This window comes from Roseobacter sp. FCG-D35 (assembly GCF_033436665.1).
GTDB lineage: Bacteria > Pseudomonadota > Alphaproteobacteria > Rhodobacterales > Rhodobacteraceae > JAWQFO01.
In genome coordinates, this window is the sequence record NZ_JAWQFO010000004.1 from 341,925 (window position 1) to 365,927 (window position 24,003).

The following is a 24,003-nucleotide window of genomic DNA, read 5'->3' on the forward strand; positions in this document are numbered from 1 at the left end:
CCTCAACGAATACTTGCGAAAAATCCTCCCCTGCCTGTCTGCGACGCGCGCAACGGCGCAAGATCCTGTGGCCTCGAAAGATAGCCGTCCAGGATCGCGCCGATCTCTTCCGAACCGGCATCGAGTCGTTCCTTGAGACCATCCTGCGCGGGAGAGGCGCGCGCGCCAGAGGACGAGAGCCGGTGCGCTGCGCATGCCGCTGCAATGCGCGACTTGAGGCGGGCACCGGCGTCGAGGCTTTCGCGCCAGTGCCGCTGTGACTTGGCAGACTGTCCGGCCACGGCGGCAAGATCGCCCTGGCAGCGCAGCAGGTGCGGCCGGCCGATGGGGTAGATGCGCGCGAAGGTGCTGAACTTGCGCATCAGCGGCCGCAGGATGTCGCGTGGCGGCTTCCCGTCCGATGCAGCGATCAGACGTGGATGCAGGCAGGCGTCGAACAGCGCCACGAGGGCAGGCAAGGTTCGCGATTTCATGCCGGGATGCAGATCGGGCAGGTGTTGGCGGGCGAGATCGAGCCAGCCCGCGCCGTCCTCCATCTTGTTCGCGCTGAACGCGGCGCGGGCCAGAAGCCCGGCCCCTTCGACGTAGTGGATCACCTCCAGCTTGGAAGGGTCGAGCCCCATCAGCGACCGCAGGCTTTCGAGCGTCGGATCGTCGGCATCCTGCGGCCCGAGGATCGCCTGGCCGCGCATCCGTCCCAGCACCGCGCAGGCCAGAACCTGCATGTCGTCCCGGTCGCGGGCGATCTCCTCGAGCCGTGCGATGGTCGAAGCCCAGTAGGCAGTATCGCGGAAGGCCGGCGTCAGGCTCCAGGGCGAGCAGATCAGCTCGTAGCTCGCGGCATGTTCGCACCAGAGCCTGCGGTCGTTGAGCGCCTCGGCGGTGGCGAAGCCGCTTTCGAAATTCGCCTGCGCGGCCTGCCAGTCGCCGATGGCGACCTGGTAGAGACCCGCGAACAGGCAGACCCGGCTGCTCGCGGTGGGATCGTCGACGACTTCGGCAATCGCGGCAGCGCGCCCGAGCAGGTGTTGTGCCGAGCGGCGCAGCGGTATGACACCGCAGATCGCCCCCAGCCCTGCGGTGTTGATCGCCAGCGACGGCGTCGAGACCCCGAGATCGCTGGCGAAATTCGAAGCGCAGAGCGCCGAATGCAGCAGCCGCCCCTTCTCGCCATTGAAGTAGTAGATCTGCATGAGCACTTCGTGAGCCTGCGCCGCCAGTTCGGCGCGGACCTCGTCCTTGCCGAAGGTGCGCTCTCCGCGCCGTGCCGGAGGCGGGATCGGCCCGCTGTGCCGCCGGCCGCCGAGGTGGCGCACCATTTCGCGCCCGAGCGCGCCCAGCACCGCCGCGCGACTGCGGGGCAGCGGCAACCCGAGACGCGCGAGGCCGGCGCGGTAGGCGGTCTCGGCTTCGCTCATCTGCGCATGTCCCGAGTGCGCCCGTCCCAGCATCAGGTGGCAGCGTGCGTCCCGGATCGCGTCATCGTCCGTTCCTGCGCGCTCGCGGGTCTCGAAATACTCGTGCAGCAGCGCAATGGCCGCCGGGTTGTCGAACTGGCGCAGCCGCAGGGTCGCCACCCGCTCGAGATAGGTAAGCACCTTTCCGCTATCTCCCGCGGCGCGCCAGTGGCTCAGAAGCTGCGGCAGCGCCTCGACATCCTCTGCCGTGGTCTCGGCCTCCAGTCCGCGCGCGACGGCGGCGTGGGTTTCGGCCTTCTGGTCCGAGAGCATGCCGTCGTAGACGAGGTCGCGGATGATCTGGTGCCGGAAGGACATCTCGGCCGAACCGCCGCCGCGACCGGGCTTGAAGAGGCGCACGGCCACGATCCTGTCGATCGCCGCCGCAACGTCGATGCCGGCGGTCCTCAGCGGGCCGAGCCGGGCGAGACGGTCGCGCCGGAACCGCAGGCCGAACACGCTTGCCGTCTTGAGCACCCGCTGGTCGTCGGGCGTCAGCGCATCGACGCGCCCGAGGATCGTGGCCTCGAGTAGGTGCGGCAGCTCGACCGGCTTGTCTTCACCGGACGGGTCGAGCGCGCCCTTCCCGGGACGGCTTGTCACCAGATGGCACAATTCCTCGACGAAAAGCGGCACCCCGTCGCTGGTCTGGACAATGAAGCTGGCCAGCCGGTCCGGGATCTCGGCCTCGCCCAGCTGGCGCTGCGCCAGCGTCACGACATCAGCCTCCTCCAGGCGCCGCAGCGGCATGTCGCGCAGGTCGGACGCCTCGGCCAGCGCATCGGCCACGGCGGCGCGGGTACGCGAGGTCAGCAGCACCATCGCCGGGGGGGCCGCGCGCAGCACATCGCCCAGCAGGGCGCGCGAGTTTTCGTCGAGCCAATGCGTATCCTCGATCACGATCACCTTCAGATCGCGCCCGAGGTGGAACAGCAGGATCTCGGCCAGCATGCGGCGCAGGTTCTCGGCGCGCACGTTGCTCGCCATGCTCGCGGTGACACGGGTTTCCGGCAGGCCGACATCGATAACGTCGTTGAGCAGCGGCGCGTAGGTGGTGTCGCCGAGCGCGGTCTGGAGCCTCTGCATGAGTGCGGGCAGCGCCTCGCCGGCGCGCAGGTCGCTTTCGGAAAGGCCGAGACAGCGCCGAAGGATCCTGCGCCATGCGAGATACGGCGTCTGGCGGTCGAGCGCATCGGTGTGCCCGGTCGCGGCGCCGTCGCCGACGGCGTCCAGCGCCCCGAGAAAACTGCCAACCAGAGTGGACTTGCCGATGCCCGCCTCGCCATGCACGAGGACAACCTCGAGCCGGTCGCGGCTGCGCCTTGCGCAGGCCGCAAGCGCGCTCAGTTCCGCGTCGCGCCCGACGATCAGGCTTTGTACAGGATCGAGCTCGGCCGGTGTGCCTTCGGCAGGCGAATAGGCCTTCACGCTGCGGCGGATTCCCGACAGCTGCAACGACCACGGACCGTCGAACCGGATCAGGCGCTGGCTGACCTGCCGGGTCGTGTCGTCCAGCAGGATCCGTCCGGCCGCCACCTCGCGCAGACGCGCCGCGAGGTTCACCGCAGAGCCGATGACCGTGTAATCGCGGCAATGCGGCGCACCGAACGGTCCGCAGAACACCTTGCCAGTCGCGATGCCCGCCGAACAGTCAAAGTCGTTCCGGCGTGCCATCTTCTGCATTTCCATCGCGGCGGCGATGGCGCGCCAGTCGTCGTCCGAGGTGGCTTCACTTGGCAGGCCGAAGGCGCCATTGATGACCACCAGACCGTTGCGCAAGGCGACATGCAGCACGTCGCCGCCAAGCTTCTCGACGGCGGCTTCGGCATCCAGAACCGCCTGGTTCGCCGCGTCCAGCCGCCCGGCCCCTTTGCGCAGCGCGATCTCGAGAAACAGCACCGTGACCTGGCGCAACTCGGCCATCCAGTCGGCCAGTGCCGAGTTCAGCCGCGCCAGCACGATCGGCGGCAGGTATTCCAGCAACACCGCGTCCGCCGGCCTGTCGCGAAACCGCGCGGGCGCCTCGGACAGCGATCCGGGCATGTCCTGGAACCTCACAAGCCGGTAGGTCTCGTCGCCTTGAGATACCGTATCGGCGCGATCGCCAAGCCGCGTCGCGAGGTCGTCCGAGATCCGCACATCACCCGGCCCCGCGTGAGCAGCCAGCCATGCCGCCTCGTCGATGGCATCCCCCGACGGCACGAGAAAGCGCCGCGCGCCCGGTTGCCCGAAATGATTGAGCTCGATCCGCCCGACACCTGCGGCGATGCGCACGTCAAGTTCCTGCCCTTCGACCTTGCGCGGGCTGAACTGGGCGCGCACCGCCATCGCGCAGGCGCAGCAGGCGTGGATGGCCTCCTGCGGATCTTCACCCTCCTCGGCACGCCATCCGGCAAGGACGGAGTCGCCCTCGTACCCCAGGACGGTTCCGCCGAAACCTTCGATCAGCGCCACCAGATCCGAGAAAAACCGCGTCAGGACCCTGTTGATCTGTTCGACTCCCCGGGTGCCTTCGCGTGACAGCCGCAGGGTCAGGGCGGTCGATCCGGATATATCGACAAGCATGACCGCACCGTCGAACCGTTCGGACTGCGGGTAGTCCGCTCCGGTCGACGGCGCACGACACCACTCCAGCAACGCTGGCGAGAGGTAGTCTGCGGCCGCCAATAGTACCCCCGTCTTCGTCTTCCGCCCGGTTTCGGGGCGATCCCTTGAGCCCAGAATACCACCGCGGGCCCATCCGACAAAATGCAATGTGGCCGCGCCCCCGAGGGCGATTGCGAGCCCGGCAATTGACGGAATCGGGTTCAACCCGGATCATGTCGCCATTGTTAAGATGCCGATTTGTCCGTTCTCACTTGAGACAAAAGGAATTTCGCCATGCCTGCTTCGACTGCCTACCTCGACGCCGTCGGCGTCGAGACCATGCAATTCCTCGACAACGCCATCGACGCGTTCTTCCAGACCTACGACCCCGACAGACCGACGATCATCCTGTTGCCGGGCGGGCTCGGGTCGCGCCTGCGTCAAGCCTGGATCCCGTTCAGCGGGATCGCACAGCCGCCAAGCGCGTTCCGCAGCACGATCTGGGTCGATTGGGGGCTGTTTTTCGGCGAGGCGTTGAGGCTGCCGATCGACGTCGACCTCTTCGACACCGGGCACCGGATCGTCGTCCCGGTCGGCGACATCGACTATTGTCAGGTGCATCCCTATCGCGACGCGGTGCAGTACTTCCGCAACGACATCGCGGCCAATGTGCTGCTTCTTGGCTGGGACTGGCGCCGCGCAACCACGCGCTCGGTCGCCCATTTGGCCCAGGTCCTCGAGGAAATGTCGGACCGGGCGCTGAACCAGACCGGCCAGGGTCTTCTGCACAACACCTGGCTGGTCGGGCACAGCATGGGCGGGATGGTCGCCAAGCTGCTGATGACATCCGACCACCAGATGGCCGATGCGCTGGCCGGGGTGATCACCGTCGGCACGCCCTTCTACGGCTACTTCGGGCAACTCGACCGGATCTTCAACGGCGACAATCTCTTTAACTACCTCTACGGCGATGCGACCGTGGCCGAGATCACCTCGTCCTGGCCGGGCATGTACAGCCTGCTGCCGATCGACATGTCGAGCTACACGCAATGGCACACCGAACTTGGCCTTGCCGCCTACCCGGTGACCGATGCCGTCAGCGGGGCGCCCGTCGATTGCTACGATCCCGCAACGCTGCTGCGCTACCCGTCCTGGGTCCGGACCGGGCAAATCCCGCGCGGTCTCAGCGTGAGACATCAGCTTGCGCTGCCCCTGCCCGTGCAATCCGCCGACAAGCTGCATCACCTGCGAGTCACCGAGGCGAACACGACGCTCGACAGCGCCACGTGGGAGCCTGTTCTGCCGCCGGGCTATACGCCCGGAGTGAACACCTCGCCGGTGCAGTTCGGCAAGGGGCCGGGCGACGACACGATTCCGGCCTGGTCGGCCGCCCTCGCCACCACACCGGATGCGAATGTGCACGATTTCGACACCGGGTCGCATGCCTTCCTGATGGAAGACCGCGACATCCTCGCCAAGATCCACGAGATCATCCTCGGTGAAAAAGTATCCGAGGAAGCGGTGATGGCGGCGCTTGGCGCGCAGGCACCGATCGCGTCGGCAGAGGAAACAGAGCGTTTCGTGCGCGCGATCCGCGCCGGCGAAATCACCCGGTTGCGGCCCTATGACCGGGAGCTCGGCGAAGGCGTCTCACCGGCCTTGCTGCGCGGCGCGATGGCGGCCTGGGGCCTCTAGACGGCCCGGCCGAGGGACGACATCAGAACGTGGCCAGAACCTCGTTGGCCAGCGCACGCACCTCGTTGGCCGCGGGACTGCCGCGACGGAGCTCGATGACGCCAAGCCCCTTGCCGAGAGCCTCGGCATAGGCAACGCGATTGCCGAGGCTCGTTGCGAACTGCGTCGCGTCGATCTGTGCCGCCGCGTCGGCCACCTCGGCGTTCAGCCGGGTTCCCGACCGGGTCCGGTTCATCACGATGGCGGCACGCTTGTATTCGCGCGCGGCAAGATCCAGCACCTCCTGCGTGGCCCAGAGATCGACATGGCTGGCCGAGACCGGTACCAGGATCGTGTCCGCCTCGCGCAGCGCCGGGCGCAGATCGCTGTCGGCCTTCGGCGGCGTGTCCACGATCACGATATCGGCGGTCTTGGTGAGCGACCGCAACTCGTAGGAAATGCCCCAGGCGCTTGCGGTCGAAAAACGCAGGCCATCGTCCTCGCCCAGCTGATCGAGGCGCTTCATGAACCATTTGCCAAGGCTGCCCTGCGGGTCGGTGTCGACGATCGCGACGCTGTGTCCGACCTGCAGGAAGGCCGTTGCGAGGTTCGCGGCAACGGTGGTCTTTCCCGACCCGCCCTTCTGCTGCGCAACGGTGATGATATGTCCTGCCATCGCCTCGACCCCGACCGATGTTTCTCTGCGGTGCAGCATAGCGCATGCGGCACGGCATGGCGAGACCCGACGTAACCGGTCACGCGCGGGCCTGAAACGCCATCGCCGTGCCCAGGTCGTCGATGCCGCGGGCCTGCATCAGGGCGACGAGTTTGAGAAACACCTCTGCCGTGGCCCGGGCATCACCGATGGCCGTATGCCGGTCCTCTTCCGCAATCGATACTCCAAGCCTGGCCGCGAGCGCGTCGAGCGTGTGGTCCGAGCTGTGCGGGAACAGCGACAGCGACAGCCGCGCCGTGCAGAGCACCGGTTGGTCGAACCCGAGCTCGGATGCCGCGTCGCGTCGGTCGAGAAACGACATGTCGAAGGCCGCGTGATGCGCGACAAGAACCGCCCCGTCGGCAAAGCCCTGAAACTGTGCCGCTACTGTCTCGAAGCGCCTTGCGCCGGCGACCATGTCATCGGTCAGGCCGTGGATCGCCGAGGACGACTCCGGAATTGGCCGGCCAGGGTCGACAAGCGCGTCGAAAATCTCGCCCGGAACCAGCTTGCGCCCGACGATCCTGACACCGGCCAGCTGGATCACGGCGTCGCGGTCGGGGTCGAGGCCCGTGGTTTCGGTATCGAAGACCACGAAGGTCAGGTCCGACAGGCGGCGCTGCGCCCAGACGCCATCGGCCTCTGCGGGCAGTTCGAAGTCGTACGAGTGGCGCAGCCGGTTGAGGTGCGCAGTCGTAGTCCGTGTCGCTTCGGGCAGGATCAGCACGACGGCCATCCCCGCGTCCGCAGCCTCGACCCACATATCGGTACGATGCACGCGGAGCGCATCATGGCCCGAATAGGCTCCGTAAGCGGGCGAGAACGGGGCCGAAAGCCAGGTCTCGAGATCCCCTTGCGCCACGTGGCCCTGGCCTGCACGGGTCAGCACGCGGACACCGTCGGGTGCGGCTTCGGCGCACAGATTGACACGGGCGGATCCGGAGACCAGCACGCCCGAGACGACCTGCGCCAGGACTTCGGTTATCGCATACCCGTCGCACCGCAGGATCAGATCGCTGTCCTGCGAGGAGACCTGCCCAGCAAAGCGGGCGTCCAGCGCGGCGAAGAGATCGCGCACCGCAACTTCGCGGATCGGCCAGCGCGCCGCATTGAAAACCTGCTCGGCCTCGGCCGCCTCGGCGAGCACGCGCCACAGATTGTCAATTTCGTCGCGCAGCGCCGCGTCGAAGCGCGCGCGCTTAGCGGCGTCGAGGTCGGGCACGGACTGCAGCACGTCGAGCACGGCGCCCATGGCCGCCGCGGGGCGGCGCCCGCCCTCGATGGTGGTCCTCAGCAGCCGCTCAAGCTCTCCATGAATGCGCAGATCTTCGGTCGTGTCGCGAAAGAGAAGCACGTTGCCGACGGCCTCGTCACCCGTGGAAACCTCGGAGACAGCACCGGTCACGACCCGGACACCGTCCGCCGTCGTAGCGAGGAAGCTCTCCGGGCCGCTTCCGGTTTCAGCCAGACGCGCGATCGCGCTCTCGACCGGGCCCGGCCGGATGTAGCGCTCAAGACTGCGCCCAAGCGCGAGATCGCCGAGGACGGCAACCGCCGTCCGGTTGTAGAGCATGATGCGCTGGTCAGGCGACAGGACGACGACGCCCTCGGCCAGATCGCCGACCAGCGTTTCAAACAGCGCCCGATCGCGCGCGACGCGCGCCGTGCGTTCAGCGATGGCGCGCTCCTGGCTGGCCCGCGCCTCTTCGAGCGCCGCGTGGATCGCCTGCGCGGACGGCGCCAGCGCCCCGAGATAGCGCGCCTGGCCGGCGTCGATCTCGGTTGCCACACCGGATCGGGCGCGGGTCTCAAGGTCGGCGGCGACCGACAGGATCGGGCGCGCGACGTTCTCGTCGAAGAGCAGACCGACCAGCGCGCAGGCCCCGGCGAGGCCGAACCCGCCAACGATGCCCGCCGTGAGATAGCCCGTGACCGGACCGCCGGCGTGGCGATGGCCCAGCCAGAGACCGAGCGCGAGACAGACCATCCCGACGCCCGCCAACGCCGCGAAGAACAGGGCAAAGCGCAGCCGGAGCCCGAGCGCTTCAGCCATGGGCGCCCTCATCGAGCAGATCGCAGATCGTGTCGGTCAGCTGCCGCGTGTCGAAGGGCTTGGTGAAAAACGCATCAGCCCCCAGCGCCATGCCCTTGCGCCGCTCCACCTCGCCGCCCGAGGCGGTGATCATCAGCACCTTGGTCTCGCGCAGCGCATCGCTTTCCCGGATGATCTGGCAGATCTCGTAGCCGGACCGGCCGGGCAGCATCACGTCGAGGACGACGAGATCCGGCCGCTCTTCGTCGAGCGCGGCCAGCGCCGCGGTGCCGGTCGCCACGCGCCGCAGACCGAAGCCGCGGCGGCCGATCAGGAACTCCAGCGCCAGGGCGATGTTGTCCTCGTCCTCGACCAGAAGAACCTTTTTCGGAGCCTCGCTCATCCGCCCGCCTCCGCGCAGGCCGGCGTCGCCAGCGCAGCGTCTGCCGGACGCCAGTCTGCCAAAGCGGGGTTCTCGAGCACCGCCTCGGTGACTTCGGCGCGTGCGGGATCGGCGCCGCAGCGCAGGATCTGGGGGACCCGGGCCGACGGCTGCCAGCGTTCGAAGAGATAGAGATCGACAAGCCGCAGGTCCGGCGCGTTTGGATGGGTCCGGACACCGGCCGTGTCGAGCGCCATCAGGCGCACCACCTGCGGGTGGGCGTAGGTCCAGGGGCGCCACCACGTGGTCTGGCGCACCTCGTCGACGACCACGAACCCCTCGGGCAGGTTATCGGCGGTGCGCGCCCCCCATGTCGCCTCGGACCCGATGGCAACGGCAATCATGGCGAGCCCCGCGGCGACCGGGGCGAGCCAGCGCGGCAGGCGTGGGCCCGCGACGCGCCCGGCCAGCAGCACCACTCCGGCAGCCCCGATACCCGCGATGATCGCAGCGACGAGTTCGAAAAACATGCGCCTACCCCTGTCCCAGCGCCGACTGCATGGTCTTAACCACCATGAATGCGTCGCGCAGATGATTGCGGTCCAGTTCCGACAGCGCGCCCGGCGCCAGGAAATTGTCCGGTGCGCGGCCCTCGGCGATCTGCCGGGCCTGGTGCTCGAGCCGGGTCTCGGCAATGAGGTCGTAGGCATCCAGCAGGTCACGCGCGCCGACCGAGGACACAACCCCCTCCGCGCCAGCCTGCTCGATCCGGGCACGCGTGTTGACCGCCTCGATCGCCCCGCGCAGCGCGTAGACCCGGCCGAGATCGACCACCGGGACCACGCCTGCGTGTTTCAGATCGAGTGTGTTCTTGTGCTCTCCGGATCGGATCAGCGCAAAACCCCGGAAAAGGCTGAGCGGCGGGGTGTGCTTCAGGGCGTTCGACACCATGTGGCGCACGAAGATCGAGTTGCGCTTGGCAGACGCGAGGGTTTCGGCCTGCATCTCGTCGAGAAGGTGCGCCGCGCCCGAGACCGGGCGCAGGTCGAACATGACCGAGGCCAGCATCTGCGCCTCGGTGTCGGGTTCGGCGATCCAGCGCGCGAAATAGCTGCGCCAGACCCGGCGCGGCTGCCGCCAGCGCGGATTCGTGGCCATCATGTCGCCGGGGCAGTAGACGAAACCGATCTCGTTGAGCCCGTCACAGACGAAGACCGCCAAAGCCGCGAAATAGTCGTCGTCGGCCTGTGTCGCGGCATCGTCGAGGATCAGGCAGTTGTCCTGGTCCGACACGCCGGTCTGTTCGCGTCGGCCCTGACTGCCGCAGGCGGCCCAGAGATAAGGCACCGGCGGCGGACCGAAGCGGTGCTCTGCCAGACGCAGTAGGCGGCGGGTCGCGGCATCGGTCAGGTCCGTGATCCGGCGCGAGATGGCTTCGGGCCGCGTGCGCGCGGCGACGAGATGGCTCAGAAGCTGCGGCAGGCGCGCGATGACGCCGGCCATCTCGGCGGGACTTTCGGCCGCCAGGATGTCGACGGCTATTCGGCTCGCCGTCGCCGCCTGCTGGCGGAAGAGGTCGGTCTTGCCGATCATCCCGACCACCTTGCCGCCCGCGTCCTGCACCGGAAGGTGGTTGATGCGGTTCTCGGTCATCGTGATCATGGCGTCGAGCCCCGTCGCCCCGGGCGCGATGACGAGCGGCTTGTCGGTCATGATCTCGCGCACCGGAACACCGCCGTCGCGCCCCTCGGCCAGCACCTTGTTGGCCAGGTCGTGCACCGTGACGATGCCGACAAGATGCCCGCTGTCGACCACGAGTGTGGAGCTGATCACGCGGTCCCGCATCAGACGGGCGACCTCGGTCGCGGTTGCGACCGGCGAACAGCTGACCGGGTCGCGGGACATGAGGTCGGAGACCTGAAGCGCGGTCAGACCCGTGGCGAACGCACCGCCCGGCGCGGGTTCTGCGAACGGCTGGGCGCGGGCGAACCAGCGCGCGAATTCCGGCACCGCGTCCAGCAGATGGCGGAACCGCGCGGCGGGCAGCAGCAACAGGCGCGCGGGCTCGGAGATTCGGGCAGTCAGCATGGCGCGCCCTTCGCGCAGCAGACCGCGTTCGCCCATGCAGTCGCCCGGGCCGCGCCGCGACACCAGATCGTTGCCCTGCGACCAGATATCGACCGCACCGCTTTCGATGACGTAGAGGCCGCGCAGCACCGCGCCTTCCTCGAACAGCAGGGTTCCGGCCTCGGCGGCGATCTCGGAAAGCTCGTCGGCCATCGCCGCGCGCTCGGCATCGGGAAGCAGGTCGAACGGGGCGAAGCGGGTGAGCCGGTCGATGAGAGAGACCATCTGGTCAGGCATGGGTGCGGCCTTCTGGATCGCTGGCGTCACACTAAGGGCAGATAACGCCCGGGGCAAAGCCCGGGCCGTGTCAGGGTCCCGCTCGGGACCGCGCCGGGGGCGCCAAAGCGCCCCCGGGGCATCGTCTCAGTGTCCGGCGGCCGCGGCACCTGCGCCGCGCGGGACACGGACGCTTTCGACCAGATCGCGGATTTCCTGCGGCGTCTCCTTGGTCATCCCGGCGACGATGTAGGCGACGGCAAAGTTGATCGCCGCGCCCACGGCGCCGAACGAGGTCGACTTGATCGTGCCGAGCAGCGGGTCCGCATCCGTGAAGCTGTTGGTGTCGGGGATGAAGAACCAGCCCTTGTGCAGGAAGATGTAGACCAGCGTCACCACGAGCCCGGCAAGCATGCCCGCCACGGCACCGTGATTGTTGATCCGCTTGGAGAAGATCCCCATCATCAGCGCCGGGAAGATCGTCGCCGCTGCAAGGCCGAAGGCCAGCGCCACGGTCTGCGCCGCGAAGCCCGGCGGGTTGAGCCCGAGGTAGGTCGCCACCACGATGGCCACCGCCATCGCGATCCGCGCCGACAGAAGCTCGCCCTTCTCCGAGATCTGTGGCGTCAGCTGGCCCTTCATGAGGTCATGGCTGACCGCCGAGGAAATCGCCAGCAGAAGACCCGCCGCGGTCGACAGCGCCGCGGCCAGACCGCCGGCAGCCACAAGGCCGATCACCCAACCGGGCAGGTTGGCGATCTCTGGGTTGGCGAGCACAAGGATGTCACGGTTGAAGTTGGTGAGTTCGTTGCCCTGCCAACCGTTTGCCTCGGCGCGCTCGGCCATCGTGTCGCTGGCGTCGTTGTAGTACTGGATCTTTCCGTCGCCGTTCTTGTCTTCCCAGCCCAGCAGACCGGTCTTCTGCCAGGTCAGCATCCAGTCATAGTCGGGATCGCTCTCGATGGTCTCGACCGACACCGCCTCGCCGTCCGTGCCGTTGGGCCAGAACATCTCGGTGATGTTGAGCCGCGCCATCGCGCCCACGGCCGGGGCCGTCAGGTAAAGCAGCGCGATGAAGACCAGCGCCCAGCCCGCCGACCAGCGTGCATCCGACACCTTGGGAACGGTGAAGAAGCGCATGATCACGTGCGGCAGGCCCGCGGTGCCGATCATCAGCGACAGGGTGAAGAGCACCATGTTGAACGTGTCGCCGTTGTGAGTGGTGTATTCTGCGAAGCCGAGCTCGCGCAGGATCTGGTCGAGCTTGGCCAGGAGCGGCTCGCCGCTGGCCTGGTGATCGCCGAAAAGGCCGAGGCCCGGGATCGGGTTGCCGGTCAGTTGCAGCGAGATGAAGATCGCCGGGATGGTGTAGGCGAGGATCAGCACCACGTATTGCGCCACCTGCGTGTAGGTCACGCCTTTCATGCCGCCGAAGACTGCGTAGGCAAAGACCACCGTCGCACCGATCAGCAGGCCGGTGGTGTTGGAGACTTCGAGGAAGCGTCCGAAGGCCACGCCGACGCCGGTCATCTGGCCGATCACGTAGGTCACCGAGGCGACGATCAGGCAGATCACGGCGACAAGCCGCGCGGTGCTGGAATAGAACCTGTCGCCGATGAACTCGGAGACGGTGAACTTGCCGAACTTGCGCAGGTAGGGCGCCAGCAGAAGCGCCAGCAGCACGTAGCCGCCGGTCCAGCCCATCAGGAAGGTCGAGTTGTCATAGCCGGTGAAGGCGATAAGCCCCGCCATCGAGATGAACGAGGCTGCCGACATCCAGTCGGCCGCGGTGGCCATGCCGTTGGTGACCGGGTGAACGCCGCGCCCGGCGGCATAGAATTCCGAGGTGGACCCGGCGCGGGCCCAGATCGCGATGCCGATGTAGAGCGCGAAGGACGCGCCCACGAACAGCAGGTTCAGGGTGAACTGATCCATCTTTCCCCTCCTTTCAGATTTCGTCGACGCCGTGGTCGCGGTCGAGCTTGTTCATGCGCCAGGCGTAGAAGAAGATCAGGATCAGGAAGACAAGGATCGACCCCTGCTGGGCAAACCAGAACCCCAGATCGCTGCCGCCGACGGTGATCCCCGACAGAAGCGGCCGCAACAGGATCGCGAAGCCGAATGACACGAGGGCCCAGATGACCAGGCTCCACGTGATGAGACGCAGATTGGCGGACCAGTATGCGTTGTCCTTGGATGGTTCAGACATGGGAAATTCCTCCTCCCGTCCGGTTGAGATGCGGCGCGGCTGCGCCGGTTCGGTGATCCGGCGCGCGTCGCGGCGCGCCGGGGATCCTCACGCCAGCGTCCGTGCGACGACGGCGGTCAGGGTTTCGGAAACGGTTGTGATCGGCGCCATCGCGTCCACGCACTCAAGAGTGCCGCGCCGCGCGTAATAGGCGATCAATGGTGCCGTTTCGGCATGATAGGCGGCGAGGCGCGCGGTTACCGTCTTTGGCGTGTCATCGGCGCGGCGCGCGAACTCGGCGCCGCCGCAGACATCGCACCTGCCGGGGGTCCCGGGCCGCTTGAAGCTGTCGTGGTAGCCCTCGCCGCAGGCTGTGCAGGTGAACCGGCCCGACACCCGTGCCACCATCGCCGCATCGTCGACCTCGAGGCTGACGGCGGCGGTGATCTGCCGGCCCTGTCCGGCCATCATAGCATCGAGCGCCTCTGCCTGGGCGATGGTGCGCGGGAAGCCGTCGAAGATCACGCCGGCAGCGCAATCGTCCGCGGCCAGCCGGTCGCGCAGGATCGCGATCACGACCGCGTCCGGCACGAGCCCGCCGCTCTCCATGACCGACTTGGCCGCTTGTCCCGCCGGCGTCCCCGCGGCGACGGCGGACCTTAGAAGGTCGCCGGTGGACAGCTGCATAAGGCCGAACCGCTCTTGCAGTAGGCGGGCCTGCGTGCCCTTCCCCGCGCCCGGCGGTCCCAGCAGGACAAGGTTCACGCAGCGCGAAAGGGTGGGTGTCGTGCCGTCCATCCCGGCCGCCCTCACAACGCGATCCGGTTGGCGATCAGTTCGTCGACCACTGACGGGTCCGCCAGCGTCGAGGTGTCGCCAAGACTGCCGGTCTCGTTCTCGGCGATCTTGCGCAGGATGCGGCGCATAATCTTGCCCGACCGGGTCTTGGGCAAGCCCGGCGCCCATTGGATCGCGTCCGGCTTGGCGATCGGCCCGATCTCCGTCCGCACCCAGTTTGCAAGCTCGGTGCGCAGATCGTCGGTCGGCGAGACACCATCCATCAGCGTCACGTAGCAGTAGATGCCCTGGCCCTTGACGTCGTGCGGGCAGCCGACCACGGCGGCCTCGCTGACCGCGGCGTGGGCGACCAGCGCGCTTTCGACCTCCGCCGTGCCCATCCGGTGGCCGGACACGTTGATCACGTCGTCGACGCGCCCGGTGATCCAGTAATAGCCGTCGGCATCGCGGCGGCAGCCGTCGCCGGAAAAATAGTAACCCTTGAACATCTCGAAATAGGTCTGCACGAACCGCTCGTGATCGCCCCAGACGGTCCGCATCTGCCCCGGCCAGCTGTCCTTGATCGCCAGCACGCCCTCGCACGGTCCCTCAAGCTCTCGCCCCTGGTCGTCGAGAACCACCGGCTGCACCCCGAAGAAAGGCAGCGTGGCCGAACCGGGCTTGGTCGGCGTCGCCCCGGGCAGGGGCGCGATTAGGATGCCCCCGGTCTCGGTCTGCCACCAGGTGTCGACGATCGGGCATTTCCCCTTGCCCACGACCTCGTTGTACCAGTTCCAGGCCTCGGGGTTGATCGGTTCGCCGACCGAGCCGAGGATGCGCAGGGAGCTGAGATCGCATCGCTCGACCGGGTCGGCGCCCTTGCCCATCAGCGCACGGATCGCTGTGGGCGCGGTATAGAACTGTGTGACCTTGTGCTTCTCGCAGACCTGCCAGAAGCGGCTGGCGTCAGGCCAGGTCGGGACGCCCTCGAACATCAGCGTGGTCGCGCCGTTCGCAAGCGGTCCGTAGACGATGTAACTGTGCCCGGTGACCCAGCCGACATCCGCCGTGCACCAGTAGACGTCGCCGTCCCGGTAGTCGAAGACGTATTCGTGGGTCATCGAAGCATAAGCGAGATAACCGCCGGTGGTGTGCACGACCCCCTTGGGCTTGCCCGTGGACCCCGAGGTGTAAAGGATGAAGAGCGGATCCTCGGCCCCCATCTCCTCGGGCGGACAATCGGTCGGAACACGCGCCGCCACCTCTGCATAATGGATGTCGCGATCGGCATCCCAGGTCGTCTGGCCGCCGGTGCGCTCGACCACCAGCAGCTTGACGTGATCGTCGCAGCGGCGCAGCGCCTGGTCGCAGTTGGTCTTGAGCGGGGTCACGCGGCCACCGCGCGGAGCCTGGTCGGCGGTGATCACCAGCTTCGCTTCGCAGCCGTTGATCCGGTCGGCCAGCGCATCCGGCGAAAAGCCCGCGAAAACTATGGAATGGATCGCCCCGATCCGCGCACAGGCCAGCATCGCATAGGCGGCGGCCGGGATCATCGGCAGATAGATGACGACCCGGTCGCCCCTGCCGACCCCGAGATCCTTGAGCACATTGGCGAAGATCGAAACCTCGCGGTGCAGGTCCGCATAGCTGATGTACTGCGCCTCCTCGTCCGGGCTGTCGGGTTCCCAGATGATCGCCGTCGTTTCGCCGCGCGTCGCGAGATGGCGGTCGATGCAGTTTGCCGAGACGTTGAGCGTGCCGTCCGAAAACCACCGGATCGACACGTCGTCATAGGCAAAGGACGTTTCCTTGACCTTGGAATACGGTTTCATCCAGTCCAGTCGGCGCCCGTGCTCGCGCCAGAATCCTTCGGGGTCCGCGACAGATCCGGCATAGAGCCGCCGATAGGTGTCGGCGTCCGCGCGCGCCGATGCCGCAAGTGCATCGGACGGGGCGTGGACGTTCGCGTCACGGTCGTCGAGTGTGGCGTGCAAGGTCATCTGTGTCTCCTCCTGGAAGCGGCTGTCGGCAACGCCCCAAACACTGCGCGCCGCACATCGGCTGCAAAGATGTCCTACACTAGATCAGTAAATCGCAGAATTTTTTGTTCTAGATCAATAAGTAGATTGTAAACTGTTTTTCGGATAATTAGGACTCTCGTCAATAACTTTGCCAAACCCCCGATTCCGGCAATGTTTTCAACGATCCTGTTCTGCGGCCTGCGATACCGCCGGCGTCTCAACCTGAGGATGTGTGCGCTAACAGAAAATGCGAAACTGCGGCGGCATGCCGCAGCGCAGCGTCATTGGGAGCATCGATGTCGGGAATCAGGCGCCGAATCATGTCGACGCGACGCAGGCGGAGAAAGCAGGCCCGCCCCGGAAGACCGGGGTGGGCCGTCGTCGGCTCAGCCGACCAGTGCGTTGTCGTCGCGCTTTATCACGATGATCGACGAGCGTGGCAGGCTGCCGTCGCCGTCCGGGAACGGCGCGGCGGGGTGCTGGATCCCGACGAACATCGACCGGCGATCGGACGACCATGTCAGACCGGTGACCTCGGAGCCATTCGGACCCGTCATGAAGCGGCGGATCTCGCCGGTCACCGGATCGCCCGCAAGCATCTGGTTGTTGCCCATGCCCACGAAGTCGCCCTCGTTCGAATCGTCGCCGTCGGTCTGGATCCAGATCACACCGGTGGTATCGATCATCATACCGTCGGGCGAGTTGAAGAGATTGCCCGCGTTGACGTTCTCGGACCCGGCGTTGGGCGTGCCTTCGTGCACCTCCGGGTTTCCGGCCATGACGTAGAGATCCCAGTCGAACGTCGCGACCGTGTGATCGTCCTCATGCGGGCGCCAGCGCACGATCTGCCCGTATTCGTTGGTCTCGCGCGGGTTGGGCGCGTTCACGCTCATCTCGTCGCCGCCGGCGTTGGTCTTGATCGACCCGTCGTCGTTTGTGGTCCCCCGACGCGAGTTGTTGGTCAGGCAGCAATAGGCCTCGACCGCCTGCGGGTTGACCGCCACCCATTCGGGCCGGTCCATCGTCGTCGCACCGACTGCAGAGGCCGCGGTCCGGGTGAAGATCGCGATTTCGGCCGCGTCCATGCCGGTCGCCTCGGGCGTCAGAGCCACCCATTCGCCGGTCATGTCGTCGTTGAACTTCGCGGCGAAAAGCTGACCCTCGCTCAGCAGCGTCGAGGTGTCAGCGCCCGGCATGTAGCTGTCGCGGCTGACCCACTTGTACATGAACTCGCCACGCTCGTCGTCGCCCATGTAGACCACGACACGTCCGTCCGGCGCCACGACGGCCGCCGCGTTCTCGTGCTTGATCCGCCCCAGCGCCGTGTGCTTGACCGGCGTCGAGTCGGGGTTCGCGGGATCGATCTCGACGATGTAGCCCACGCGATGCGGTTCGTTCGGGGTCTTCGAGACGTCGAACCGCGGATCGTGAACGTGGTAATTGTAGCCCCACCCGTCCGCTCCGACGCCGTAGCGTTCGTATCCGGCAACAAGCTTTTCGTCTGTCGGCATCTCACCGGTGGCGCCGAAGTAGCCGTTGAAGTTCTCTTCACAGGTCAGGTAGGTGCCCCAGGGCGTCCGGCCCGAGCCGCAATTGTTGAAGGTCCCGAGCGACTCGGTGCCGGTCGGATCGGCCTCGGTCTTGAGCAGGTCGTGCCCGGCCGCAGGGCCGACGATCTTCATCGGCGAGTTGTGGTGGATCCGACGGTTGAACGGGCTGTCGACGACCACGGACCAGCCATCGTCGCCCTCTTCGATCTCCATGACCGAAACACCCTGCAACTGCTGCAGAAGCAGAACGTCATCCGCCGACGCCGGGTCGCCCTCTTCGGTATGCGGCAGGTTGATGTCGTTGTTCGTGTACTCGCTGTTGACGACCAGGATCTCGCGTCCGCCGACGTTGAACAACTCCATGCCATCGGTGTTCTCGCCGAAGACACGATCGGATCCCTGGACCGGCACGCCGGTCTCGGCGTTGAATTCCGGCGCGTCCGAGAACAGCGGATCGCCCCAGCGCACCAGCACGTCCCAGCTGTAGCCGTCAGGCACGTGGACGGTGCCGTCGGTCTGTGCCGCGATCTGTTCGAAGGCAAAGCGCGTGCTTTCCTGCGCCATCGCCGTGCTGCCCTTGAGGAAGGCAGTGCCCATCACCGCCGCGCCGGACCCGAAGGCCAATGCGCCGCCAAGAAAACCGCGGCGCGAGATCGCGCGTTCGACCACACGGTCGAATTCCTGCACTTTCGAACGCGGGAAATTTACCTCGTCCCACTCGTCTGGCGAAAACTTGTGCTGGCTGTCATTCATCAGCTTGCTCCCATATGACTGTCGGAAAGCGCCCCCCAGCGGCGCGCTCGACGGACCCTAGGGTACGCGAAGCAACAGATTCGTGACATACGCGAATAGCTGCGACGGCATGCCGCTTCCAGGGCTGGCCGGTCAGGATCGAAGATCGACTTACCGGCTTTCCTGCGGCCTCTGCCTCGCCAGTTTCGGGCGGTGCAGCATTTCGGCCTTCGCCTCCGGCATGGCCGTCGCGACGCGGCGCAGGCGCAGCGCGTTGGTGACGACGAAGACGCTCGAGAGCGACATCGCGCCTGCCGCGAGAACCGGCGACAGAAGAATGCCCCACGCCGGATACAGCGCACCGGCGGCCACCGGAATCAATGCGATGTTGTAGGCAAACGCCCAGAACAGGTTCTGGCGGATGTTGCGCATCGTCCGGCGGCTGACCTCGAAGGCGTCGACCACGCCGGCAAGGTCGCCTGAGACCAGCACCACGTCGGCGGCCTCGATCGCCACGTCGGTGCCTCTTCCGATCGCAAGGCCGACGTCGGCGGCAGCCAGCGCCGGCGCATCGTTGATGCCGTCCCCGACGAAGGCGAGGCGTCCGTTTTCCCCGCGCATCCGCTCGAGCGCGGCGACCTTGCCGTCCGGCAGGACTTCGGCCGCGACTTCGTCGATCCCCAGTCGGTCGGCAACGGCCCGCGCCGTTCCCGCGCTGTCACCGGTGATCATCGCCACCCTGAGGCCCTGCGCGTGCAGCGCCGCGATGGCAGCCGCGCTCGACGGTTTCACGGGATCGGAGACACCCAGTGCCGCCACCGCGATGCCGTCCACGGCGACGAAGACCGGGCTTTGCCCGCGCGCCGCTATCGCCTCACCGGAAGCGGCGATCGGCGACAGGTCGAACCCCTCTTGTCGCAGCAACCGGTCGGTGCCGACCAGCACGCGCCGGCCCTCGACGTTGCCCTCTGCCCCCAGCCCGGCGTACGCCCGGAAATCCTCGACATCCGGATGGTTCAGGCCCCGCTGCGCGGCACCGCGCAGGATCGCATGAGCGACGGGATGCTCCGAGACCGCCTCGACCGCCGCCGCAAGGCGCAGCGCGTCCGTTTCAGACTGCCCGGGCGCGACGTGCAGCGCGGTGAGTTCCGGACGCCCTTCGGTCAGCGTCCCCGTCTTGTCGAAGGCCACCACGTCGACCGACTGCAGCGCCTGCAGTGCATCGCCCCTGCGGAACAGTACGCCCAGCCGCGCCGCGCGCCCCGTGCCGACCATGATCGAGGTCGGTGTCGCGAGACCCATTGCACAGGGGCAGGCGACGATAAGCACCGCGACACCGGCAACCAAGGCGTAGGGCAGCCTCGGCTCGGGGCCGAGGGCGAGCCACATTCCGATGCTGAGAAGGGCCACCGCGATGACCGCCGGGACGAAATAGAGCGTGATGCGGTCGACCAGCGCCTGGATCGGCAGGCGGGCGCCCTGGGCGTCCTCGACCATGCGGATGATCCGCGCAAGTGCGGTGTCGCGCCCCACGGCAGTCGCGCGAAAGCGTAGCGATCCAGAGCCGTTGACCGTGCCACCGGTCACCATGTCCCCTGCCGTCTTCTCGACCGGAAGCGCTTCGCCGGTCAGCATGCTCTCGTCGACCCAGGAGCGGCCCGAGACGACTGCGCCGTCCGTGGCGACCCGGTCTCCGGGGCGCAGCAGCACGATGTCGCCCAGCCGAAGGTCCTGCACAGCGACCTCCTCGACCGTGCCGTCGCGGTCGACGCGCGCAGTTTCGGGGCGCAGCGCCACGAGTTCGCGGATCGCCGCTCCGGTCCGGCCCCGGGCGCGCGCCTCGAGCCAGCGCCCGAGCAGGATCAGTGTCACGATCACGGCCGCGGCCTCGAAGTAAACTTGCGCCGTTCCCGCCGGGAACAGACCGGGCGCGAAGGTCGCCAGCGTCGAATAGGTCCAGGCGGCACCAGCTCCGAGGGCGACCAGCGCGTTCATGTCCGGAGCGCCCTTCAGCAGGGCCGGTACACCGAGACGGAAGAACCGCGCGCCGGGCCAGGCGAGAACGGCAGAGGTCAGGACGAACTGGATCACGCGCGCTGTCTGCATCCCGATGGATTGTGCGATCAGGTGGTGCAGCGCCGGAAAGGCGTGTGCCCCCATCTCCATCACGAAGACCGGCAGGGTCAAGATGAAGGCGATCAGCGTCATGCGCCGCAGGTCCTCGGCCTCCGCCGCCTTTCGGTCCTGTTGGTCGTCCGCCACGCCGATCCGGCGCACCGTGTAACCCGCGGCCTCGACGGCACGCGCCAGGTCTTCGGCGGCGACCGCGCCTGCAAGGACTCGGACGCGCGCACGGTCCGTGGCAAGGTTGACCTGCGCCTCGATGACGCCGGGCACGTCCGAAAACGCGCGCTGCACGCGCCCCACGCAGGAGGCACAGCTCATGCCCTGGATGCGGAAGTCTATCTGCTCGGTGCGGGCGGGGTATCCGGCATCGGCCAGCGCCGCGGCGACTTCGGGCGCGGCCACGCCGGCCACACGGGCGGTGCCGGTGGCGAGGTTGACATGGGCGTCCTGCGCACCCGGCAGCCCGGTGAGTGCCCGTTCCACCCGCCCCACGCAGGAAGCGCAGGACATGTTGTCGATTGTCGCAGATAGTGCCAAAGCGGCCGACCTTCACCAGCGGATTTCCTGAACGTCCACATAGGCGTTCCAGTAACTGGAAGGTCAAGAGGTGCCGCGCAGGTGGCGGCGTCAGCGATAAAGCAGCGACTGTTCGTTGTTGAACAGGTGGACCTTGGCCGGATCGGCGGTCATGTGCATTTCCTGCCCACGCAACCCGGTGTGGATCCCGGCGAGCTTGGCGATGACCGGTGCTTTCGATTCGTCGTCAGCATGGAAATAGAGCTGCGTGACCTCGCCCAGCGCCTCGACGATCTCGACCTCGCCCGAGAAGGCATAATTCTCGCCGTCCGCAGCGATCATGTCCTCGGGGCGGATCCCGACGTTCACCTTCATCCCCATGTCCTGCTCTTTGGTCGGAATGTTGGCCCGGATCCTGCCGCCGCCCCCGGTGACCGCGATCTCGGTCACGTCGCCGGTCCCGACGATTTCGCCCGGCAGCAGATTCATCGCCGGCGAGCCGATGAACTGCGCCACGAATTCGTTTTCGGGCCTCTCGTAAAGCTCGAGCGGTGTGCCGACCTGCGCAATGCCCTTGTTGGCCAACACCACGATGCGGCTGGCCAGCGTCATTGCCTCGACCTGATCATGGGTCACGTAGATCATCGTCGAGTTCGGCATCGACTCCTTGAGTTGCGCAATCTCGATGCGCGTGGCGACTCGCAGCGAGGCATCGAGGTTCGACAGCGGTTCGTCGAAAAGGTAGACCTTGGGATCGCGCACGATCGCGCGGCCGATGGCGACACGCTGACGCTGTCCGCCCGAAAGCGCCTTGGGAAGGCGATCGAGGTACTGGTCGAGTTGCAGCACCTTGGCCGCGCGGGCCACCGCGGCATCGATCTCGGACTGGCTTTTCTTGGCGAGCTTCAGAGCGAAAGCCATGTTGTCGCGCACCGTCATGTGCGGATAAAGCGCGTAGGACTGGAACACCATCGCGATGCCACGTTGCGCGGGCGGCACGTCGTTCATGCGCACGCCGTCGATGGTCAGTTCGCCTGAGGTGATTTTTTCCAGACCGGCGATCATCCGCAAGAGCGTGGACTTGCCGCAGCCCGAGGGTCCGACGAAAACGATGAGTTCGCCCGTCGTGATGTCGAGGTCGATGTGCTTGAGCACCTCCACCGTGCCGCCATAGGCCTTTCCTACATCGGTCAGCTTCAGATTGGCCATGGTTTCGTCCCTCCCGAAGACGTCGGTTCAGTCCAGTTTCTTTGCGATGCACACCTGCCAGGGGCCGAGATGCAGCTTGAAATCGGCCGACGGGGTCGCCCCGCCGAGTTCCTGTGCGATGGTCATCCAGTTGCCCGGCGGCATGCCGTGCAGCGACGGCATGTCACTAAGGTTGAAGGCGCAGAAGATCGTCTCGTCTTCGTGGACGCGCGTGAAATGCAGCACGTTGCCGAAGGCGAAGACGCCGTTGTGATCGCCCTTGATCAGCGCCGGATGATCGCGGCGAAAGGCGATCGCGCGCCGGTAATGATGCAGGATCGCGCCAGGTTCGGCTTCTTGATGCGCAACCGAGCGGTTGAGGTGATCGTGGCTGACCGGCAGCCAGGGAAACCCTTCGGAAAATCCGCCGTTCTGATTGTTCGATTCCCACACCATCGGCGTGCGGCAGCCGTCGCGGCCCTTGAACTCGGGCCAGAAGCGGATGCCATAGGGATCCTGCAGATCCTCGAAGGCCACGTCCGCCTCGGGCAGGCCAAGCTCTTCTCCCTGGTAGATGCATACCGACCCGCGCAGGCAGCAAATCATCGTGGCAAACAGGCGCTGAGCCGCCGGGCTCAGATCCCAGCGGCTGGAATGGCGCACGACATCGTGGTTCGAGAACGCCCAGCAGGGCCAGCCAAAGCGCGCCACGCGGTCGAGTTCGTCGAAGACCTGCGCCACGCGCGTCGCGTCGAGCTTGGTCTTGCCCAAGAACTCGAAGGCATAGCACATGTGCACCATCTCGGGTCCGCTGGTGTATTCGCCCATCAGCTTCAGCCCGTTCTGCGCGTCGCCCACCTCGCCCACGCAGGCGGCGGCGGGATACTCGTCGAGCAGCGCCCGGAACCGCTTGAGAAACGCGATGTTCTCGGGCTGGTTCTTGGAATGCACATGGTCCTGGTAGTTGTAGGGATTGACCCGCGGCGCGATGTTGTCGTTTCGCTTCTCCAGGGGCAGCGGAGGGTTATCGCGCAGCTGCGCGTCGGCGAAGTAGAAGTTGATGGTATCGAGCCGGAACCCGTCGACGCCCCGGTCGAGCCAGAACCGCGTGACCCCCAGAACCGCGTTCTGGACGTCCGGGTTGTGGAAGTTGAGATCCGGCTGCTCGGTCAGGAAGTTGTGCAGGTAATACTGTTCGCGGCCCGTGTGCCATTCCCAGGCCGGTCCACCGAAGATCGACAGCCAGTTGTTCGGCGCCGTGCCGTCGGGCTTGGGGTCGGACCAGACGAACCAGTCCGCTTTCGGATTGTCGCGGCTCGCCTCGCTTTCGATGAACCACGGGTGCTGGTCGGATGTATGGCTCAGCACCAGGTCGATCATCACCTTGATGCCCTGCTGGTGCGCAGCCTCGACCACCACGTCGAAGTCGGCCAGCGTGCCAAACATCGGATCGACGTCGCAGTAGTCGCTGACGTCGTAGCCGAAATCCTTCATCGGCGAGGTGAAGAACGGCGAGATCCAGATCGCGTCGACGCCGAGGGAAGCGATGTAGCTCATCCGCGCGGCAATGCCGAGCAGGTCGCCGATTCCATCGTTGTTGGTGTCCTGGAAGCTGCGCGGGTAGATCTGGTAGATCACCGCCCCGCGCCACCAGTCCCGGTCCACGGCCGCCGCCTGCGGGGCGTCGATCTTTTCGCTTATCGTCATGCGTCCGT

The 24,003-nt window shown here is 66.7% G+C and carries 15 protein-coding genes; 1 reads left to right on the forward strand and 14 read right to left on the reverse strand.

Annotated elements, in window-relative coordinates:
- Nucleotides 1–2: 2 nt before the first annotated feature.
- Nucleotides 3–4,124 (reverse strand): AAA family ATPase, encoded by a 4,122-nt coding sequence (locus tag R5H30_RS12540; RefSeq protein ID WP_318328732.1) that lies wholly within the window; start codon nucleotides 4,122–4,124, stop codon nucleotides 3–5.
- A gap of 213 nt (nucleotides 4,125–4,337) precedes the next feature.
- Here R5H30_RS12540 and R5H30_RS12545 point away from each other — a divergent pair, with 213 nt between their 5' ends.
- Complete coding sequence (locus tag R5H30_RS12545) at nucleotides 4,338–5,738, forward strand: alpha/beta hydrolase (RefSeq protein WP_318328734.1); 1,401 nt, start codon at nucleotides 4,338–4,340, stop codon at nucleotides 5,736–5,738.
- Between the two features lie 22 nt (nucleotides 5,739–5,760).
- Here R5H30_RS12545 and parA read toward each other — a convergent pair whose 3' ends face one another.
- From parA to R5H30_RS12610, 13 genes are all read right to left on the reverse strand, one after another.
- A complete protein-coding gene (parA, locus tag R5H30_RS12550; protein WP_318328791.1) occupies nucleotides 5,761–6,393 on the reverse strand; it encodes a ParA family partition ATPase in 633 nt (210 codons plus the stop codon).
- A 79-nt stretch (nucleotides 6,394–6,472) separates the two neighbouring features.
- Complete coding sequence (locus R5H30_RS12555; RefSeq protein ID WP_318328735.1) at nucleotides 6,473–8,485, reverse strand: 3'-5' exonuclease; 2,013 nt, start codon at nucleotides 8,483–8,485, stop codon at nucleotides 6,473–6,475.
- Nucleotides 8,478–8,867: a response regulator transcription factor gene (locus R5H30_RS12560; RefSeq protein ID WP_318328736.1), complete on the reverse strand. Its 390-nt coding sequence runs from the start codon at nucleotides 8,865–8,867 to the stop codon at nucleotides 8,478–8,480. The genes R5H30_RS12555 and R5H30_RS12560 overlap by 8 nt, the downstream gene beginning before the upstream one ends.
- Entirely contained in the window at nucleotides 8,864–9,376 is a 513-nt protein-coding gene (locus tag R5H30_RS12565) for a hypothetical protein (protein ID WP_318328737.1), read from the reverse strand. Before R5H30_RS12565 ends, R5H30_RS12560 begins: the two co-directional genes overlap by 4 nt.
- Before the next feature lie 4 nt (nucleotides 9,377–9,380).
- Nucleotides 9,381–11,210, reverse strand: a complete 1,830-nt coding sequence (locus tag R5H30_RS12570; RefSeq protein ID WP_318328738.1) for a DUF294 nucleotidyltransferase-like domain-containing protein — start codon at nucleotides 11,208–11,210, stop codon at nucleotides 9,381–9,383.
- Nucleotides 11,211–11,336: 126 nt separating this feature from the next.
- Complete coding sequence (locus tag R5H30_RS12575) at nucleotides 11,337–13,124, reverse strand: sodium:solute symporter family protein (RefSeq protein WP_318328739.1); 1,788 nt, start codon at nucleotides 13,122–13,124, stop codon at nucleotides 11,337–11,339.
- A 13-nt stretch (nucleotides 13,125–13,137) separates the two neighbouring features.
- On the reverse strand, nucleotides 13,138–13,398 hold the full coding sequence (locus tag R5H30_RS12580; RefSeq protein WP_318328741.1) for a DUF4212 domain-containing protein: 261 nt from the start codon (nucleotides 13,396–13,398) through the stop codon (nucleotides 13,138–13,140).
- An 87-nt stretch (nucleotides 13,399–13,485) separates the two neighbouring features.
- Nucleotides 13,486–14,175 carry an adenylate kinase gene (locus tag R5H30_RS12585; RefSeq protein ID WP_318328742.1) on the reverse strand — a complete coding sequence of 230 codons (690 nt, stop codon included), beginning with the start codon at nucleotides 14,173–14,175 and terminating at the stop codon, nucleotides 13,486–13,488.
- 11 nt (nucleotides 14,176–14,186) lie between these two features.
- Complete coding sequence (gene acs, locus R5H30_RS12590; protein ID WP_318328743.1) at nucleotides 14,187–16,154, reverse strand: acetate--CoA ligase; 1,968 nt, start codon at nucleotides 16,152–16,154, stop codon at nucleotides 14,187–14,189.
- Nucleotides 16,155–16,561: 407 nt separating this feature from the next.
- Nucleotides 16,562–18,478, reverse strand: coding sequence for a PhoX family protein (locus R5H30_RS12595; RefSeq protein WP_318328744.1), 1,917 nt, complete (start codon nucleotides 18,476–18,478; stop codon nucleotides 16,562–16,564).
- Nucleotides 18,479–18,628: 150 nt separating this feature from the next.
- Nucleotides 18,629–21,094 (reverse strand): heavy metal translocating P-type ATPase, encoded by a 2,466-nt coding sequence (locus R5H30_RS12600; protein WP_318328746.1) that lies wholly within the window; start codon nucleotides 21,092–21,094, stop codon nucleotides 18,629–18,631.
- 117 nt (nucleotides 21,095–21,211) lie between these two features.
- Nucleotides 21,212–22,309, reverse strand: coding sequence for an ABC transporter ATP-binding protein (locus tag R5H30_RS12605; RefSeq protein WP_318328747.1), 1,098 nt, complete (start codon nucleotides 22,307–22,309; stop codon nucleotides 21,212–21,214).
- Nucleotides 22,310–22,336: 27 nt separating this feature from the next.
- Nucleotides 22,337–23,995 (reverse strand): alpha-glucosidase, encoded by a 1,659-nt coding sequence (locus tag R5H30_RS12610; RefSeq protein WP_318328748.1) that lies wholly within the window; start codon nucleotides 23,993–23,995, stop codon nucleotides 22,337–22,339.
- Nucleotides 23,996–24,003: the final 8 nt, after the last annotated feature.